General features: G+C 70.1%; 16 protein-coding genes. 8 read left to right on the top strand and 8 right to left on the bottom strand.

Features of this window, described 5'->3' with window-relative positions:
* Positions 1-235 precede the first annotated feature (235 nt).
* From F603_RS0119565 to pknB, 6 genes are all read left to right on the top strand, one after another.
* A complete protein-coding gene (locus tag F603_RS0119565) occupies positions 236-1057 on the top strand; it encodes an FHA domain-containing protein (RefSeq protein ID WP_026328561.1) in 822 nt (273 codons plus the stop codon).
* A gap of 10 nt (positions 1058-1067) precedes the next feature.
* A complete protein-coding gene (locus F603_RS0119560) occupies positions 1068-1571 on the top strand; it encodes an FHA domain-containing protein FhaB/FipA (RefSeq protein ID WP_016906210.1) in 504 nt (167 codons plus the stop codon).
* Between the two features lie 22 nt (positions 1572-1593).
* The gene (locus tag F603_RS0119555; RefSeq protein ID WP_019547671.1) at positions 1594-3192 is read left to right on the top strand and encodes a Stp1/IreP family PP2C-type Ser/Thr phosphatase; all 1599 of its coding nucleotides are present in this window, start codon (positions 1594-1596) and stop codon (positions 3190-3192) included.
* Positions 3193-3207: 15 nt separating this feature from the next.
* Positions 3208-4629 carry an FtsW/RodA/SpoVE family cell cycle protein gene (locus F603_RS0119550; RefSeq protein ID WP_019547670.1) on the top strand — a complete coding sequence of 474 codons (1422 nt, stop codon included), beginning with the start codon at positions 3208-3210 and terminating at the stop codon, positions 4627-4629.
* The gene (locus tag F603_RS0119545) at positions 4626-6104 is read left to right on the top strand and encodes a peptidoglycan D,D-transpeptidase FtsI family protein (RefSeq protein WP_019547669.1); all 1479 of its coding nucleotides are present in this window, start codon (positions 4626-4628) and stop codon (positions 6102-6104) included. Before F603_RS0119550 ends, F603_RS0119545 begins: the two co-directional genes overlap by 4 nt.
* A gap of 161 nt (positions 6105-6265) precedes the next feature.
* Positions 6266-8233 (top strand): Stk1 family PASTA domain-containing Ser/Thr kinase, encoded by a 1968-nt coding sequence (gene pknB, locus F603_RS0119540; RefSeq protein WP_019547668.1) that lies wholly within the window; start codon positions 6266-6268, stop codon positions 8231-8233.
* A gap of 60 nt (positions 8234-8293) precedes the next feature.
* On the opposite strand, the gene F603_RS0119535 is transcribed toward pknB, so the two are convergent.
* From F603_RS0119535 to F603_RS0119515, 5 genes are all read right to left on the bottom strand, one after another.
* Complete coding sequence (locus F603_RS0119535) at positions 8294-9112, bottom strand: class E sortase (protein ID WP_019547667.1); 819 nt, start codon at positions 9110-9112, stop codon at positions 8294-8296.
* Between the two features lie 74 nt (positions 9113-9186).
* Positions 9187-10794, bottom strand: a complete 1608-nt coding sequence (locus F603_RS0119530; RefSeq protein WP_019547666.1) for a class E sortase — start codon at positions 10792-10794, stop codon at positions 9187-9189.
* Positions 10791-11441 (bottom strand): aminodeoxychorismate/anthranilate synthase component II, encoded by a 651-nt coding sequence (locus tag F603_RS0119525; RefSeq protein ID WP_019547665.1) that lies wholly within the window; start codon positions 11439-11441, stop codon positions 10791-10793. The genes F603_RS0119530 and F603_RS0119525 overlap by 4 nt, the downstream gene beginning before the upstream one ends.
* Positions 11438-11620, bottom strand: a complete 183-nt coding sequence (locus F603_RS0119520) for a hypothetical protein (protein WP_016906202.1) — start codon at positions 11618-11620, stop codon at positions 11438-11440. The genes F603_RS0119525 and F603_RS0119520 overlap by 4 nt, the downstream gene beginning before the upstream one ends.
* 160 nt (positions 11621-11780) lie before the next feature.
* The gene (locus F603_RS0119515) at positions 11781-12539 is read right to left on the bottom strand and encodes a DUF881 domain-containing protein (RefSeq protein ID WP_019547664.1); all 759 of its coding nucleotides are present in this window, start codon (positions 12537-12539) and stop codon (positions 11781-11783) included.
* A gap of 147 nt (positions 12540-12686) precedes the next feature.
* Between F603_RS0119515 and crgA the strand changes: the two genes are divergently transcribed.
* Positions 12687-12950, top strand: coding sequence for a cell division protein CrgA (crgA, locus tag F603_RS0119510; RefSeq protein WP_019547663.1), 264 nt, complete (start codon positions 12687-12689; stop codon positions 12948-12950).
* 316 nt (positions 12951-13266) lie between these two features.
* Here crgA and F603_RS0119505 read toward each other — a convergent pair whose 3' ends face one another.
* Positions 13267-14232, bottom strand: coding sequence for a rhomboid family intramembrane serine protease (locus F603_RS0119505; RefSeq protein WP_019547662.1), 966 nt, complete (start codon positions 14230-14232; stop codon positions 13267-13269).
* 203 nt (positions 14233-14435) lie between these two features.
* Positions 14436-14963 (bottom strand): peptidylprolyl isomerase, encoded by a 528-nt coding sequence (locus F603_RS0119500; protein WP_019547661.1) that lies wholly within the window; start codon positions 14961-14963, stop codon positions 14436-14438.
* Positions 14964-15194: 231 nt separating this feature from the next.
* On the opposite strand from F603_RS0119500, the gene F603_RS0119495 reads away from it, so the two are divergent.
* The gene (locus tag F603_RS0119495; protein ID WP_019547660.1) at positions 15195-15938 is read left to right on the top strand and encodes a DUF5324 family protein; all 744 of its coding nucleotides are present in this window, start codon (positions 15195-15197) and stop codon (positions 15936-15938) included.
* A 172-nt stretch (positions 15939-16110) separates the two neighbouring features.
* Here F603_RS0119495 and F603_RS0119490 read toward each other — a convergent pair whose 3' ends face one another.
* Positions 16111-16533 (bottom strand): STAS domain-containing protein, encoded by a 423-nt coding sequence (locus F603_RS0119490; RefSeq protein WP_019547659.1) that lies wholly within the window; start codon positions 16531-16533, stop codon positions 16111-16113.
* Between the last annotated feature and the right edge of the window lie 229 nt (positions 16534-16762).

The following is a 16762-nucleotide window of genomic DNA, read 5'->3' as shown; positions in this document are numbered from 1 at the left end:
CTCTACGATCCGTGCGAACCTGTGTGGTCGCTGCACGTGCGGGGACACTCCCGGCGCGGAAGTGCAGCGGATGTGAGCGCGAACACCCGTGTCCGGCCGCTCGTCGGGGAACCAGCCGTTCCCCTCGCGCGTGGATACGATCAGTAAGCAGTACCGCGGACGCAGTGTGCGCACCGCCCGGGCCACACTGGGGGGAAGCACTGGGAGCCGAGGGCATCTGGGAAGGAGGTGCACCGTGGGAGTGATGAAGCGCTTCGAGCAGCGACTCGAAGGCATCGTCAACGGCACCTTCGCGAAGGTGTTCAAGTCCGAGGTGCAGCCCGTGGAGATCGCGGGCGCCCTCCAGCGTGAGTGCGACAACAACGCCACGATCTGGAACCGCGAGCGCACGGTCGTCCCCAACGACTTCATCGTCGAACTCAGCACCCCGGACTACGACCGGCTCAGCCCGTACTCCGGCCAGCTCGGCGACGAACTCTCCAGCATGGTCAGGGACTACGCCAAGCAGCAGCGCTACACCTTCATGGGCTCGATCAAGGTCCATCTGGAGAAGGCGGAGGACCTCGACACCGGCCTCTACCGCGTACGCAGCCGCACCCTCGCGTCGAGCAGCTCGCAGGCCCCCCCGCCGCAGAGTCCGCAGGCGGGCCCGCCGCCCGGCGGCGCTCCCCCGTCCACACCCTCCGGCTACCCCCCGCCACCGGCGGGCGCGCCCCCGATGCCGAGCAGCGCTCCGTCGTACGCACCGAGCGCGTCCAGCCCGATGCCGAAGGCCGAGACGCGGCGCTGGATCGAGATCAACGGCACCCGCCACCAGATCTCCCGCGCCACGCTCGTCCTCGGCCGCAGCACAGAGGCCGACGTGCGGATCGACGACCCGGGCGTCTCGCGCAGGCACTGCGAGATCAGGACGGGCAACCCGCCCTCGGTCCAGGACCTGGGGTCCACAAACGGAATCGTGGTGGACGGGCAGCACACGACTCGCGCTACGCTCCGCGACGGCTCGCGCATCGTCGTGGGCAGCACCACGATCATTTACCGGCAAGCCGAAGGGTGAAGCGGGGGCAATGTCAGAGCTGACCCTGACGGTCATGCGGTTGGGCTTCCTCGCCGTGCTGTGGCTGTTCGTCATCGTGTCCGTGCAGGTCATCAGGAGCGACCTGTTCGGAACGCGGGTGACACAGCGCGCCGCACGCCGCGAGGGGCAGCGTCCGCAGCAGCGCCAGCAGCAGCGGCGTCAGCCGCAGGAGTCCCGCAGGGGCCGGGGCGGGCGCAATGCGCCGACCAAACTCGTCGTCTCCGAGGGCTCGTTGACGGGCACGACGGTCGCGCTCCAGGGCCAGACGATCACCCTCGGCCGCGCCCACGACTCCACGATCGTCCTCGACGACGACTACGCCTCCAGCCGCCATGCCAGGATCTACCCGGACCGCGACGGCCGGTGGATCGTCGAGGACCTCGGTTCGACCAACGGCACCTACCTCGGCAGGAACCGACTCACCACACCGACGCCGATCCCGCCCTCAGAGCCGATCCGTATCGGCAAGACGGTCATCGAGCTGCGGAAGTAGTTACCGACATGACGACCGGAGGGTGGGCACCGTGCGGATGTACCCCGAGCCGACAGGCGAGGTGCGCATGAGCCTGTCACTGCGCTTTGCCGCCGGATCACACGACGGCATGATCCGCGAGCACAACGAGGACTCCGGTTACGCCGGGCCCCGGCTGCTCGCGGTCGCCGACGGCATGGGCGGCCAGGCCGCCGGCGAGGTCGCCTCCTCCGAGGTGATCTCCACCATGGTCCAACTCGACGAGGACATCCCCGGCTCCGACATCCTCACCTCGCTCGGCTCGGCCGTGCAGCGCGCCAACGAGCAACTGCGCGTCATGGTCGAGGAGGACCAGCAGCTCGAGGGGATGGGCACCACCCTCACCGCGCTCCTGTGGACCGGCCGCCGCCTCGGCCTCGTCCACGTCGGCGACTCCCGCGCCTACCTCCTGAGAGACGGCGCCCTCACGCAGATCACGCAGGACCACACCTGGGTCCAACGCCTCGTCGACGAGGGCCGCATCACCGAGGAGGAGGCGACGACGCACCCGCAGCGCTCGCTGCTGATGCGCGCCCTCGGCAGCGGCGACCACGTCGAGCCCGACCTCTCGATCCGCGAGGTCCGCGCGGGGGACCGCTACCTCCTCTGCTCCGACGGCCTCTCCGGCGTCGTCTCCCACCAGACGATGGAGGAGGCGCTCGGCAGCTACCAGGGCCCCCAGGAGACGGTCCAGGAGCTCATCCAACTCGCCCTGCGCGGCGGCGGACCCGACAACATCACGTGCATCGTCGCGGACGTCCTCGACGTCGACGACAGCGACACCCTCACCGGCCGCCTCAACGACACCCCCGTCATCGTCGGCGCCGTCGCCGAGAACCAGCAGTCGCTCGGCGAGGACCCGGGCACCCTCCAGACCCCGGCGGCCCGCGCCGCCGAACTCGGCCGCACCCAGGGCGTACCGCCGCAGGGCAACTCCGAGGGCTTCGGCCCCCCGCAGGACTCGGGGCCGCCCCCGCCCGACGGCACCTTCGGGCCGTACTCGGACGACGACTTCCGCAAGCCCGGCGGCGGCCGCAAGTGGCTCAAGCGCTCGGTGTGGATCGCGGTCGGCCTCGCCGTCATCGGCGGCGGCCTGTACGGCGGTTGGCGCTGGACGCAGAACCAGTACTACGTCGGCACCAACGATCAGCACGTCTCCCTCTACCGCGGCATCAGCCAGGAGCTCGCGGGCGTCGCGCTCCACGACGTCTACGAGGACCGCCCCGAGATCGAACTCAAGTACCTTCCCTACTACCAGCGCAAGGAGGTCGAGGAGACGATCCCCGCGGGAAGCCTCGGCGACGCGCGGGACAAGGTCGACGAGCTCGCGGCGCAGGCGAAGGTCTGCAAGGTCGTCTCGCAGCGCAAGGAGGAGCCGAAGAAGGGCTCCGGCTCCGACAAGGCCGAGCGCAAGGACGAGCAGAACAACCCCGGCGACGCCGACCGGCAGGGAACCCAGGACGGCTCCGCGGTCGTCGCCCCCTCCGCGTACCACGCCGACAACGACAACGACAGCACCCGCAAGGGCTCAAGCTCCCCGTCCCCCGGCCCCCGGCTGACGGAGAAACAGCAGGAGCTCGCCAAGCAGTGCACCGCGCCGTAGGGGGCAGCGCCAACGATGAGCAGCAACATCAGCAATACCGGCGGTCATTCGACGGTCTCCTCCGGCGGCCTGCCCAGCCGGCGCAACACCGAACTGGCGATGCTCGTCTTCGCCGTGCTGATCCCGGTCTTCGCCTACGCCAATGTCGGCCTCGCAGTCAATGACGAGCTGCCCTCGGGCATGCTCGGCTACGGGCTCGGGCTCGGCCTCCTCGCCGGCGTCGGCCACCTCGTCGTGCGCCGTTGGGCGCCGTACGCCGACCCGCTGCTGCTGCCGCTCGCCACGCTCCTCAACGGCTTCGGCCTGGTGCTGATCTGGCGCCTCGACCAGTCGGAGCGGCTGCATCAGCGCGCCGAGGACCTCTTCGGGGCCTTCAGTCCCGATGCGCCGGGGCAGTTGATGTACTCGGCCATCGGTATCGCGCTCTTCGTCGGCGTGCTGCTGCTCCTCAAGGACCACCGCGTCCTGCAGCGGTACACCTACATCTCCATGGTGGCCGCGCTGGTCCTGCTCGTCCTGCCGGTCTTCTTCAAACCGGTCAACGGCGCACGGATCTGGATCAACATCGCCGGATTCACCATCCAGCCCGCCGAGTTCGCGAAGATCATCATCGCTGTCTTCTTCGCCGGCTATCTCATGGTGAAGCGGGATGCGCTCGCGCTCGCCAGCCGGCGTTTCATGGGGATGTACCTGCCGCGCGGGCGCGACCTCGGGCCGATCTTCGTGATCTGGGCGCTGAGCCTGATGATCCTCGTCTTCGAGACCGACCTGGGCACCTCGCTCCTCTTCTTCGGCCTCTTCGTCATCATGCTCTACGTCGCCACCGAGCGCACCAGTTGGATCGTCTTCGGCCTGGTGCTCTCGGCGGTGGGCGCCGTCGCCGTCGCCTCCTTCGAGCCGCACGTGCAGGACCGCGTCCAGGCGTGGCTCCACCCGTTCGCCGAGGAGACGATGGCGCAGAGCGACCAAGTCGCCCAGGCGCTCTGGGCGTTCGGCTCGGGCGGCGTCCTCGGCACGGGGCTCGGACAGGGCAACTCCGACCTCATCGGCTTCGCGGCCAACTCCGACTTCATCCTCGCGACCGTCGGCGAGGAGCTCGGCCTCACCGGCATGATGGCGCTGCTGCTCATCTACGGCCTCATCGTCGAACGCGGCGTGCGGATCTCGCTCGCCGCCCGCGACCCCTTCGGCAAGCTCCTCGCGATCGGCCTCTCCGGCGCCTTCGGGCTCCAGGTCTTCGTCGTCGCGGGCGGCGTGATGGGGCTCATCCCGCTCACCGGCATGACGATGCCCTTCCTGGCGTACGGCGGTTCCTCGGTGATCGCGAACTGGGCGCTGGTCGGCATCCTGATGCGGATCAGCGACACAGCGCGCCGCCCGGCCCCCGCGCCCGCACCGTCACCCGACGCCGAGATGACTCAGGTGGTCCGACCGTGAACAAGCCGCTGCGCAGAATCGCGATCTTCTGCGGCCTGCTCGTCCTCGCGCTGCTGATCCGGGACAACTGGGTCCAGCTCGTGCAGGCCGAAGACCTCAAGACCGACTCCAAGAACCGCCGCGTCGACATCGCCCGCTACGCGCAGCCGCGCGGCAACATCATCGTCGACGGCAAGTCGATCACCGGGTCGACCGTCGTCAACGGCAACGACTTCAAGTACAAGCGCACGTACAAGAACGGCAAGCTGTGGGCGCCCGTCACCGGCTTCGCCTCGCAGGGCTTCGGCGCCACCCAACTGGAGAGCCTCTACGACCCGATCCTCACGGGCGACGACGACCGGCTCTTCTTCAACCGCACCATCGACATGCTCACGGGGAAGCAGCAGAAGGGCGGCAACGTCGTCACCACGCTCAACTCCAAGGCGCAGAAGGCGGCCTGGGACGGGCTCGGTGACTCCAAGGGCGCGGTCGCCGCGATCGACCCGCGCTCCGGCGCGATCCTCGCCCTCGCCAACAAGCCCTCCTACGACCCGTCGAAGTTCGCGGGCGTGGGCAAGAAGGACTCGGACGCGTTCAACTCCCTCCAGAAGAAGAACGATCCGGAAGACCCGATGCTCAACCGGGCGCTCCGCCAGACCTACCCGCCCGGCTCGACGTTCAAGATCGTCACCGCGGCGGCCGGCCTGGAGAGCGGCGAGTACGACCTCGACAAGAGGACCCAGAGCGAGGTCCCGTACCGCCTCCCGCAGAGCACCAACGACCTCGGCAACGACGGCAACAACCCGGCGTGCAAGAACGCCAGCGTCCGCGTCGCGCTCCAGTGGTCGTGCAACACCGTCTTCGCGAAGATGTCCCACGAGCTGGGCAACGAGAAGATGATGGAGGAGGCCGAGAAGTTCGGCTTCAACCGGGACCAGGACAGCGGCTCGCAGGACACCCCCGTCCGCCCGGCGCCGAGCCTCTACCCGAAGGACAACCAGCCGCAGAACGCCCTGGCCGGCATCGGCCAGGCGTCCAACCAGGCAACCCCGCTCCAGATGGCCATGGTTGCCTCGGCTGTCGCCAACGACGGCAAGCTCATGAAGCCGTACATGGTCGACCAGCTCGTCGCGCCCAACCTCAACGTCGTCGAGCAGACCAAGCCGAAGGAGCTGAGCCAGCCCGTCTCCAGCGAGAACGCGCAGAAGCTCCAGCAGGCGATGGAGACGGTCGTCAACGACGGCACCGGCAGCTCGGGGAAGATCCCCGGCGTCACCGTCGGCGGCAAGACGGGCACCGCACAGCACGGCGAGAACAACGAGGACAACCCCTACGCGTGGTTCATCTCCTACGCCAAGACCGACGACGGCTCACCCGTCGCCGTCGCCGCCGTGGTGGAGAGCTCGGACACCCTCCGCAGCGACATCGCGGGCGGCAAGCTCGCCGCACCCATCGCGAAGGGCGTCATGGAGGCTGTCCTCGACGGAAAGCAGTGACGTGACCCCGGCCACCGGGCCCCCGCAGTCGCCGACCACCGTCGCACGGGGGCCCGAACCACCGCCGGGTACCGTATGCCGAGCAGCACACCGCCGTGCCGCAGCCGCAGCCTCGACGAGGCCGGCACCGCGGCACGGACGACCGGAGAGGGCTGGAGACTATGGAAGAGCCGCGTCGCCTCGGCGGCCGGTACGAGCTGGGCTCGGTGCTCGGCCGCGGTGGCATGGCCGAGGTGTACCTCGCCCATGACACCCGCCTGGGACGTACCGTCGCGGTGAAGACGCTCCGCGTCGACCTCGCCCGCGACCCGTCGTTCCAGGCGCGCTTCCGACGCGAGGCGCAGTCCGCGGCCTCCCTCAACCACCCGGCGATCGTCGCGGTCTACGACACCGGCGAGGACTACGTCGACGGCGTCTCCATCCCGTACATCGTCATGGAGTACGTCGACGGCTCGACGCTGCGCGAACTCCTCCACTCCGGGCGGAAGCTGCTGCCGGAGCGCGCGATGGAGATGTGCGTCGGCATCCTCCAGGCCCTCGAGTACTCGCACCGCAACGGCATCGTCCACCGCGACATCAAGCCGGCCAACGTCATGCTCACCCGGACCGGCCAGGTCAAGGTGATGGACTTCGGTATCGCCCGTGCGATGGGCGATTCGGGCATGACGATGACGCAGACCGCCGCCGTCATCGGCACCGCGCAGTACCTCTCCCCCGAGCAGGCCAAGGGCGAGACGGTCGACGCACGCTCCGACCTGTACTCCACGGGCTGCCTGCTCTACGAACTCCTCACCGTGCGCCCGCCGTTCGTCGGCGACTCCCCCGTCGCAGTCGCCTACCAGCACGTCCGCGAGGAACCGCAGCACCCGAGCGCCTTCGACTCGGAGATCTCCCCCGCGACGGACGCCATCGTGATGAAGGCGCTCGTCAAGGACCCGGACTACCGCTACCAGTCGGCCGACGAGATGCGCGCCGACATCGAGGCGTGCCTCGACGGCCAGCCCGTCGCCGCCGGCGCCGCCATGGGCGCGGCCGGCTACGGCTACCCCGACGACCAGCCGACGGCAGCGCTCCGCCCGCAGGACGCGCAGACCTCGATGATGCCGCCGATGCGGGACGACGACGGCGACGAGCCGCGTGGCCGCCGCCGTCCGCCGAAGAAGAACCACACCTCGACGATCCTGCTGATCATCGCCGTGATCCTGGTGCTGATCGGCGCGATCTTCGTCGGCAAGGCGCTCTTCGGCAACTCCTCCTCGGACAACACCGAGGTCCCCTCGCTCTCCGGGCTCAGCCTCGCCGAGGCGAAGTCCCAGGCGGAGAACGCCGGTTTGAAGGCGGAGCGCGGGGACAGCTCCTTCTGCAAGGAGAAGAAGAACCACGTCTGCAAGACCGACCCCGCCTCGGGCGAGAAGGTCGACCGCGACACCGTCATAACCCTCGTGATGTCGAAGGGCCCGGCCCCCCAGGACGTCCCCGACGTCAACGGTTCGGCCTTCGACGACGCCAAGCAGCAGCTCAACGACGCCGGCTTCAAGGTGCGCAAGGAGGCCGAGGAGACGGCGGACGCCGAGCCCAACACCGTACTCGGCCAGGATCCCGAGGCCGGCCAGAAGGCGCAGAAGGGCTCGGTGATCACGCTCACCGTCGCCGCCGAGGCCACCACCAACGTGCCCGACGTCACCGGCAAGAGCTACGAGGAGGCGGAGGGGCAGCTCAAGGCACTCGGCTTCGAGGTCGCCAAGGCCGAGCAGGACGACCAGTCCAAGCCGGCCGACACCGTGCTCAAGCAGGACCCTGGCGCCAACACGCAGCACCCGGAGGGCACTCGTATCGTCCTCACCGTCGCCAAGGCGCCCGACGACGAGGACGAGCCGGCGACCGTCCCCGACGTCACCGACCAGTCCCTCGGCGACGCCAAGGGCGCCTTGGAGGAGGCCGGCTTCGAGGTCGGCGATGTCCACGGCGACCAGGACGACGGCTCGATCGTCGTCACCACCAACCCTCCGGCCAACACGGAGGGGAAGAAGGGCGACCGGGTCGACATCGTGACACGTCCGGGCGGCGAAGAGGACGGGGCAGGACCGGATTTGGGCGGCATCCTGGGCGGGGCATTCGGCCGCCGCTGACCCTGTGCGAAGAGACGGAGGGCCGGGTTCCCACCCGGCCCTCCGCGCACGACGGGGCGGCTAGCGCAGCTCCTTCGGGGGCGTACGCTCCGCGTCGACGTCCTCGGTGCGCTCCAACTCGCCCCAGACGACGTACCGGTACTTCGAGGTGTAGACCGGGGTGCACGTCGTCAGCGTGATGTACCGCCCGGCCTTCTTCTTGCCCGACTCCTCGGGCACCGGATCGAGGACGTCGACGTTGTACCGGGAGGTCTCGGGCAGGATCTCGTAGACCTTGTAGACGAACCAGGTGTTCTTCGTCTCGAAGACCACCGCGTCGCCCTTCTCGATCTTGTCGATGTCGTGGAACTTCGCCCCGTGCCCGTCCCGGTGGGCGGCGAGCGAGAAGTTGCCCGACTGGTCCTGCGGCAGCGCCGACTTCACGGGCGAGGTGTAGTAGCCGGCGATGCCCTGGTTGAGCTCGTCCGGGTCGGTGCCCTTCTTGACGAGGACGTCGTTGCTGGACATCGCCGGCACATGGAGGAACCCGATCCCTCCCTCTATGTCGATGGCGCCGGGCCGCTCGCTCTGCTCCCAGCCGTCCCGCACCTTCGAGCCCTCGCGCTGCGCGTCGCGGTCGGCGAGGACATTGGTCCACCACAGCGAGTAGACGACGAAGAGCGCCAGCACCAACCCCGCGGTGATCAGCAACTCCCCCACGACGCCCACGATCGCCGCCACCACACCGCGCGCCCCTGATCCGCCCCACGAGGCTCCGTCGCCGCCGCCCGTACGGTCGCCGCCGGAGCCCGCTCCGCCGCCCGCGCCCGCCGACGGCTCCTCGGGCTCGGTGCACACGGCGTTCGCCGGCCGCTCGCCGCCTTCCTCGATCTCCGCCAACGGACCGCCCGCCTCCGACTCTCGTTCGCCACCGCGCCTCCGGCGCCGGCCGCCGCCGACCCCTGTCGTACTGCCTACCCGATCAGCGCGTCCGGCTTCCCCTCGCTCCTCGGACGCTCGTCGACCATTTTGCCCCAGACGATCAGACGGTACTTGGAGGTGTACTCCGGAGTGCAGGTGGTGAGCGTGACGTACTTGCCCGCCTTGCGGAACCCGGACTGCGCGGGCACGGGATCGATCACGGAGGTGTTCGACGGCGACGTCGACGCGAGCCGGCTCGTCACCTCGTACGTGTAGTAGCGGCTCGACGTCTCGACGACCACCTTGTCGCCGCCGACGAGCCGGTTGACGTAGCGGAACGGTTCGCCGTGCGTGTTCCGGTGGCCGGCGAGCGCGAAGTTGCCCCTCTTGTCCCAGGGCATCGCCGTCTTCAGCGGCTCCTCGTCGTAGTGGCCCACCATGCCCTTGTCGAGGACCTTCTCCTTGGAGACTCCCTCCGCGATCGGCGCCTGAAGGTCGATCTTGGGGATGTGCACCAGCGCGAAGCCCTCACCCGGCTCGAACGCCCCGGCCCTCCGCTCCGGGTCGGGTTTCCGCTCGGCCTTCGGCTTCTCCCACTGCTCGTGGAGGTCGCTCGCCGCACCGCCCGCCTCCTGCCCTGCGAGGACGTTGGTCCACCACAGTTGGTAGGCGACGAAGAGCAGCATCAGGACGCCGACACTGATGAAGACCTCGCCGAGGAACCGGCTCGCTATGATCCCGGGGCCCGGCCTCCTGGCGCGTTCGGCCCGCCGCGCCTCCAGCCGCGTCCCGGCCCGCACCTCCGGTTGCGGACTCGCCCTCCCCTTCCGACCCGCCGCCCTGCGACGTCCGGGCCTGCGCTCCAACTCCTCGCGTTCCGGACGCCGCAGGCCCACCGTCTGCCGGTCGTCCCCGGGCACGCCGGGGACGGGCGGGACGTCGAGCGGTACGCCTGCGCCCCGCCGGGGCGCAGGGATCGGCGTGGGATCGGCCTGCTCGCGCCGCGGCGGGGCCTGCGCCGTTCGCCCCTGCTGGGGGACCCCGTCGGCCCCCAACTGCCCGTACCCCGACGACGTCTGCCCGCCAGGACCGGCAGCCCGCGGCTGCCTGACGGCCCCGGGCGCGGCAGCGTACCCAGCGCCGCCACCGAACCCGGAGAGGTCCGGGGGCACTTGCTCTCCCGGCGCGTACGGGCCCGCGTGACCCCCCGCCGGCTGCGTGTACCCGGCCGACGCCTCCGGGGCCCAGGCGCCCGGCTGCCCGTGCGCGTCGGGGCCGGCGGTGTCCCGGCGCGGCTGCTCCTGCTCGCCGGAGGTCAGCGGCCGGAACCAGGGCGATCCGGCACGCCGGAACTGCTCGGTTTCGCGGACCGACTCGCCCTCGACGCCGGAAGGTTGGGCCTGCTGCGGGCCAGGGTCGGGCAGCGGATCGGTGAGGGGGTCGGCGAGCGAGTCGACCGCGGCGCGGTAGGCGCCGTAGCCGCCGTACGCCTCGTACCCCGGCTCGCCCTGCCACTCGTAGGCGGCGCCCGAACCCACCTCGTGGGACGGCGGGTTGTGCCCCGGATGCGGCTCGTCCGCCCCGCGGGGGTGCGGCTCGCCTCCCTCGGGGAAGTACGGCTCCCCGGGGGCACCCTCGAACCCGGGGCGCGGGGACGTCACGTAAGGACCGCGCCCGCGCCGACGGTCCCGGACACCCCGGCGAGGCCGGCGGAACGCGCGACGGCGCCCGGGTCGCCGCACTCCTCCAGCCAGTTGGCGAGCATCCGGTGGCCCCACTCGGTGAGTACGGACTCCGGGTGGAACTGCACGCCTTCGACGGCGTGTTCGCGGTGCCGGACGCCCATCACCAGCCCCTCGGCCGTCTCGGCGGTCAGCAGCAGTTCGGGCGGGAGGCTCTCGGCGGGGACGCCGAGCGAGTGGTAGCGCGTCGCGGTGAACGGCGAGGGCAGGCCGCGGAAGACGCCTGCACCCTCGTGGTGCACGGGGGAGGTCTTGCCGTGGAGGAGCTCGGGCGCGCGGGTGACCTCGCCTCCGTACCACTCGGCGATCGTCTGCATGCCGAGGCACACCCCGAAGAGCGGCACACCGGCTGCGGCGCAGTGCCCCACCATCTCCCGGCAGACACCGGCCTGAGCGGGGGCTCCGGGGCCCGGCGAGAGGAGCACGCCCGCGAAGCCCTCGTCCGCGTGGGTCGGCGGCACCTCGTCGTTCCTGACGACCTCGCACTCGGCGCCGAGTTGCTGGAGGTACTGCACGAGGTTGAAGACGAAGCTGTCGTAGTTGTCGACGACGAGGATGCGGGTCACGCCGCGCCTCCCGCCCCGGCTGCCCCGTCGACCGTGACGTCGTTGAACGGCAGCAGCGGCTCCGCCCAGGGGAAGACGTACTGGAAGAGGAGGTAGACGACCCCGAGCACCAGGATCACCGAAATCACCGTCCGCACAGGGGTGTTGCCCGGCAGATGGCGCCAGATCCAGCCGTACATCCGCGATGCCGTCCCTTCGTCTCCGCACCCGGGGTGTGCTGCCGCCCGGACGGTCCGCGGGGCGGACGCCGGTTGTCCCCAGGGTAAGGGGCGCATCGGGTGCACGGGCGGGCGCGCACCGATTCGCCCCGTTCGGGGACGCTCGCCGCGGCTCCTCGCGCTATTCGGCGGGCTCCGCGTACCGGAGGTCGATGGTGCCGCCGTAGCCGGGCAGCGTCGTCTTCTTGCGCTCCTCGACGTTCCAGCCGAGCCCGTAAGCCTCCACGTACCGGAGGTACTTGTCGATCTCCTCGTCCCCGTCGAGCGCCTTGCGGAGCTCCTGCGGATCGCCCACGGCGGTGATTTCGTACGGCGGCGAATAGACGCGGCCCTGAAGGATCAGCGTGTTCCCGACGCAACGTACGGCGCTGGTGGAGATGAGCCGCTGGTCCATCACCTTGATCCCCTCGGCACCGCCGCGCCACAGCGCGTTGACGACGGCCTGGAGGTCCTGCTGGTGGATGACGAGGTCGTTGGCCTGTGGTTCGGGGACGCCGGGGACCTGTGCGGTGGCGTTGGTCGGAGCGTCGTCGAGCGTGACCGTGACGCCCGCGCCCGAGACCCGGCGGGTGCCGGCTTCCTTCTCCAGGCCGACCAACTTCCGCTTCTCCTCGCGGGAAGTGCGGTTGTCCCGCTGCGCCAGCTTGTCGACCTGCTCGCGTATGGCCGCGGCCGAGGCGTCGAGGTCGCCGTTCTTCCGGCTGCGCTCCTGGATAAGATCGGAGAGCCGCAGCATCGAATCGTCACTGCGGAGGTTCGTCCCTTGCGCTGTGTTGAAGCTCACCCAGAAGATAAGGCCGGCAAGGGCGAACACCCCGAGCGAGGCCAGCCGGACAGGCCGGATGCGCAATCTGGTCACCGTACCCTTGTCTCCCTCCACCCAGGGGAAGCACTACGCTAACGGACCACACTCCTCCCGGTCTGCACAGCCCGGGTAGGGTCCAGGAGCCGAAGGTCTTCCCCCGGCCGTACGGGCCGTTGCGCAGACCGGCGGCGGCCAGGCAGCGCATCGACAGGAGAGTCTCTCGTGCCGAAGTCACGCATCCGCAAGAAGGCCGACTACACGCCTCCTCCGGAGAAAAAGGCCGCCACCGAGCTCAACTTCAGCAGCGGCGGGCGCCGCTGGGTGGCTCCGCTGATGCTGCTGATGTTCGGGCTCGGGCTCGCCTGGATCGTCGTCTTCTACGTCACCGAGGGCTCGTTGCCGATCGATCCGCTCGGCAACTGGAACATCGTCGTCGGCTTCGGCTTCATCGCCGCGGGGTTCGTCGTCTCCACGCAGTGGAAGTGACGTCGCCACCGCTCGGCGAACCGGGGGCGGATTCCTCTTCCCGCATGTGGACGGTCCGTGTCCGACCGCCGGGCATGCCGTGCCGAAAGTTATCCACAGGTTGATCCACAGCCTTGGAAAACTCACAAGATCTGTGGATAACTTTCGAGGCGTTGACGCCGGTGTGCGCCCTGCACCGCGTGCGGGGCGCCCGTCCGCCCCGATCTCGCAGAGGAACAGCGCTCTCGGCGGCACGTGCACACGAACTCCGCCACCGTGCACAACATCTGCGCACGTCTGTGGACAACCGTTCCCACGGCGGCCCTGAGCGGCGCCGCTAGGGGGCGAGTTGGAGCGTCCGCACCACGACGACGGCCAGTACGACGACGAGCATCCCGCCGAACGCGGCGTACTGCACGAGATTCCGCTTCTCCCGCGGCGCGTGCACCAGCGCGAAGGCGAGCACCGCCCCCGTCACGAGGCCGCCGATGTGCGCCTGCCAGGAGATGTTGCCCCAGGTGAAGGTGAAAACGAGGTTGATCGCCAGCAGGATCAGCACCGGCCGCATGTCGTACCGGAGCCTGCGCATCAGCACCGCCGTGGCCCCGAAGAGGCCGAAGATCGCCCCGGAGGCCCCGAGCGACGCCTGGTTCGGCGACGAGAGCAGGAACGCCAGGGCGCTCCCGCCGAGCGCGGAGACCAGGTAGAGACCGACGAACCGAAGCCGCCCCAGCGCCGCCTCCAGCGGCGGGCCGAGGAACCACAGCCCCAGCATGTTCATCGCGATGTGGACGAACTCCTGGTGCAGGAAGGCCGCGGTCAGCAGCCGGTACCACTGCCCCTCGGCGACGCCCTCCAGCGGGCCGAACGGCTCCATCACCGCCCGCCCGAAGAGGAGCAGTCGGTCGAGGAGTTGGTCGCCCGCGGCGAGGACGGCGAGGAAGACGGCGACGTTGACGCCGAGTAGCACCTTGGTGACGAGCTTCGGATCGGAGGCGACCCGCCCGCCGGCGAGCGTCCGCGGCTGGTTGGCACTCGGCGCGTGCCCGGTGCCCGAACCGCCTCTGACGCACTCGGGGCACTGGAAGCCGACGGAGGCGGCGATCATGCACTCAGGGCAGATCGGCCTCTCGCAGCGGGTGCAGCGTATGCCGGTCTCACGGTCCTGATGCCGGTAGCAGTGGACCGCCGGGGGCCGGCCCGAGGCGCTGCCTGGGTCCTGCGGCGGCACCGCAGGGCCCGGCTGCCCGGTCTGTTCCGGATGCCCCGACTGTTCCGGGTTGCCCGACTGGTTCTGCTCCATTGATCCGTTCCGTCCCCTGAGAAGCTGCCTCGGCGAACACCGCCCCACCTGTCTGAAGGGTACGGACAGATGGGGCGATGCGGGGTGCCGCTCGTACAGGTACGCGAAGCCGGGTGCCGTGCGCTGCGGCCGGAGCCGCGGGGACGCCGGCAGCAGTGCACGGACGCCGGGAACCGGCGGGCGCACGAACGGCGCGTGAGGGATCAGCGACGCTCGATGACGACGGACTCGATGACGACGTCCTGGAGCGGCCGGTCGGTCCGCGGGTTGGTCGCGGTGCCGCCGATCTCGTCGACGACCTTCTTGCCCGCGTCGTTGGTGACCTCACCGAAGATGGTGTGCTTGCCGGTGAGCCAGGTCGTCGGCGCGAGGGTGAGGAAGAACTGCGAACCGTTGGTCCCCGGGCCGGCGTTCGCCATCGCCAGCAGGTACGGCTTGGTGAAGGCGAGGTCGGGGTGGAACTCGTCCTGGAACTCGTAGCCGGGGCCGCCGGTGCCGTTGCCCAGGGGGTCGCCGCCCTGGATCATGAAGCCGCTGATGACGCGGTGGAAGACCGTGCCGTCGTAGAGCTTCTCCCTCGTCTTCTGGCCGGTGGACGGGTTGGTCCACTCACGGGCGCCCTCGGCGAGTTCGACGAAGTTCTTCACCGTCGTCGGTGCGTGGTTGGGGAAGAGCTGTACCTCGATATCGCCGTGGTTGGTCTTCAGGGTGGCGTAGAGCTGCTCGGCCACGATCTACCTTCCATCTGTCTGCGTTGGCTCCCCGATCCTCCCACGGACCGGGTAGCGTGGCGGAGCGCCCCTTATGACCCGGATGCCCGGCGCCTGGCGTCAGACGGCGCACAAGCAGGCATGATCTTGGAAACGTGTGGAAAACGAGACCGTGTCTCTTCGGAGAGCATCCCGAGGCCGCTGCTGGAGACTCCGGAGTGTTCCCCGGAACCGATCGAGGAGGAGGAGTCAGTGACCCGCATCGACAGCGTGCGCACCGCGACCGGCAATGCGAGGGAAAACCTCCGCACCGCCGCGGAAGCAGTGGCGCCGCACGCCGAGGCAGCCCGGGAGACCGCGTACCAGTACGCGCAGGAAGCCGGCCACCGCCTCGCACCCAAGGTTTCCAAGGCCGCCCACCAGGCCCGCCACACTGCCAAGGAGGGGTACGAGCAGTACCTCTCGCCACGCGTGACCCAGGCTCGCGACCACCTCCCGCCCGAGATGGAACGCGCAGCCGTGCGCGCAGCCGAGCGCACTCGGGAGACCGCGCGCCGCGCGGGGGAGTACGCGCGGCCGCACCTGGAGCAGGCGTACCACGACGCCAGGGCCGCCGCAGGCCCCGCCGGCGAGGAGGCAGCTTCCCGGGCCGGCGCCGCGTTCTCCGCGCTCCGCGGGAACGTGACGCCGAAGGAGATTGAGCACGTCACCGCGCGCCGCCGGCGCCGGGCGCGTGTCGGCCGGTTCGCGCGGCGCATGGCCGTCGTCGGCCTGATCGCCGGTGCTGGATACGCCGCTTGGCGCTGGTGGGACAAGCAGGCCAACCCGGACTGGCTCGTCGAGCCGCCGGAGGCGACGGAGGTCGAGGAGCGTTCCGCGCTCGTCGCCGTCAACGGAACCCCTGCGCACGATCAGCCCGAGGGCGCGGGTGAGCACGCTTCCTCGTACAGCGGGGATGCGTCGCAGGAGGCTCGTCACCGGGGCGGGGACGAGTGAGCCGTCCAACCGACGACAACTGCCGTGGGGCGGGACGGGTCTGAGGCCCGTCCCGCCCCACGGCGTGTGTCGTCTCTGTTTGCTGGATTCCGTGCCTGCTGCGTTCCGTCATGCCCGGCTCGGTCTGATGCCGGGCCGCCTTGTGTCGCGTGTCTGCGCGCCGGTCCCCGTCTCAGGGGTGCGGTGAGCCGGCCGCCGGAAGCGTCGGTGCGGAAACCGGGGCGAGGAGGGGGCGCAGGCCCAGGATCTCCAGTAGCCGCAGCACCTTCGGGTCGTCGCAGACGAGCACGTACTCGCCCTGCTCCTGTGTCACGCGGGCGTGGAGCTCCTCGACGAGCGTCAGGCCGCTGCCGTCGATGAACGTGGCAGGACGGAGATCGACGGTGAGGAGAGGCCGCTCGACCCTGAGTGCGTCGGCGAGCCCGGGGGCGGCGTCGACCACCACCAACAGGTCGATCTCACCGAGGAATTCGGCGAGAACCCGACGCCCGGAGGCCACCACGCGCACGGTCCCCGCGGCGCTGCCGGGCGCGACGGACGGCGGGCTGAGCGAGAACGGGCCCCCGCGGTCGGCGGGGGATGCCTTGGATGACATGAGAGACCTTGGGGGCACGCCCGGGCGCACAACGCACCGGCTGCTGGGTGGGGCCGATCCGTGTACGCGGGTGTACGGGTATGTGCGGCCCGCAAGCATAGGCAGCACTGACACCGGCTCAGGGGCACCCTTCCGTATTGCTCACTCCATTGAGTGAGGCTGGCACATCTGGCTTGCCGGATCGGACTTTCGTCTCGGTCGGCCCGCGGCGCGCGAAGGCGTGTGGCCG

The organism is Streptomyces sulphureus DSM 40104, from assembly GCF_000381025.1.
Lineage (GTDB): Bacteria > Actinomycetota > Actinomycetes > Streptomycetales > Streptomycetaceae > Streptomyces > Streptomyces sulphureus.
Note: the sequence above shows the minus strand (reverse complement) of the source record. Positions and strands in the feature narration are given on the sequence as shown.

Coding starts and splice junctions, on each gene's coding strand:
- F603_RS0119560 (WP_016906210.1), top strand. CDS start 1,068: ATGTCAGAGCTGACCCTGACGGTCATGCGGTTGGGCTTCCTCGCCGTG.
- F603_RS0119550 (WP_019547670.1), top strand. CDS start 3,208: ATGAGCAGCAACATCAGCAATACCGGCGGTCATTCGACGGTCTCCTCC.
- pknB (WP_019547668.1), top strand. CDS start 6,266: ATGGAAGAGCCGCGTCGCCTCGGCGGCCGGTACGAGCTGGGCTCGGTG.
- F603_RS0119520 (WP_016906202.1), bottom strand. CDS start 11,620: ATGTACGGCTGGATCTGGCGCCATCTGCCGGGCAACACCCCTGTGCGG.
- F603_RS0119505 (WP_019547662.1), bottom strand. CDS start 14,232: ATGGAGCAGAACCAGTCGGGCAACCCGGAACAGTCGGGGCATCCGGAA.
- F603_RS0119490 (WP_019547659.1), bottom strand. CDS start 16,533: ATGTCATCCAAGGCATCCCCCGCCGACCGCGGGGGCCCGTTCTCGCTC.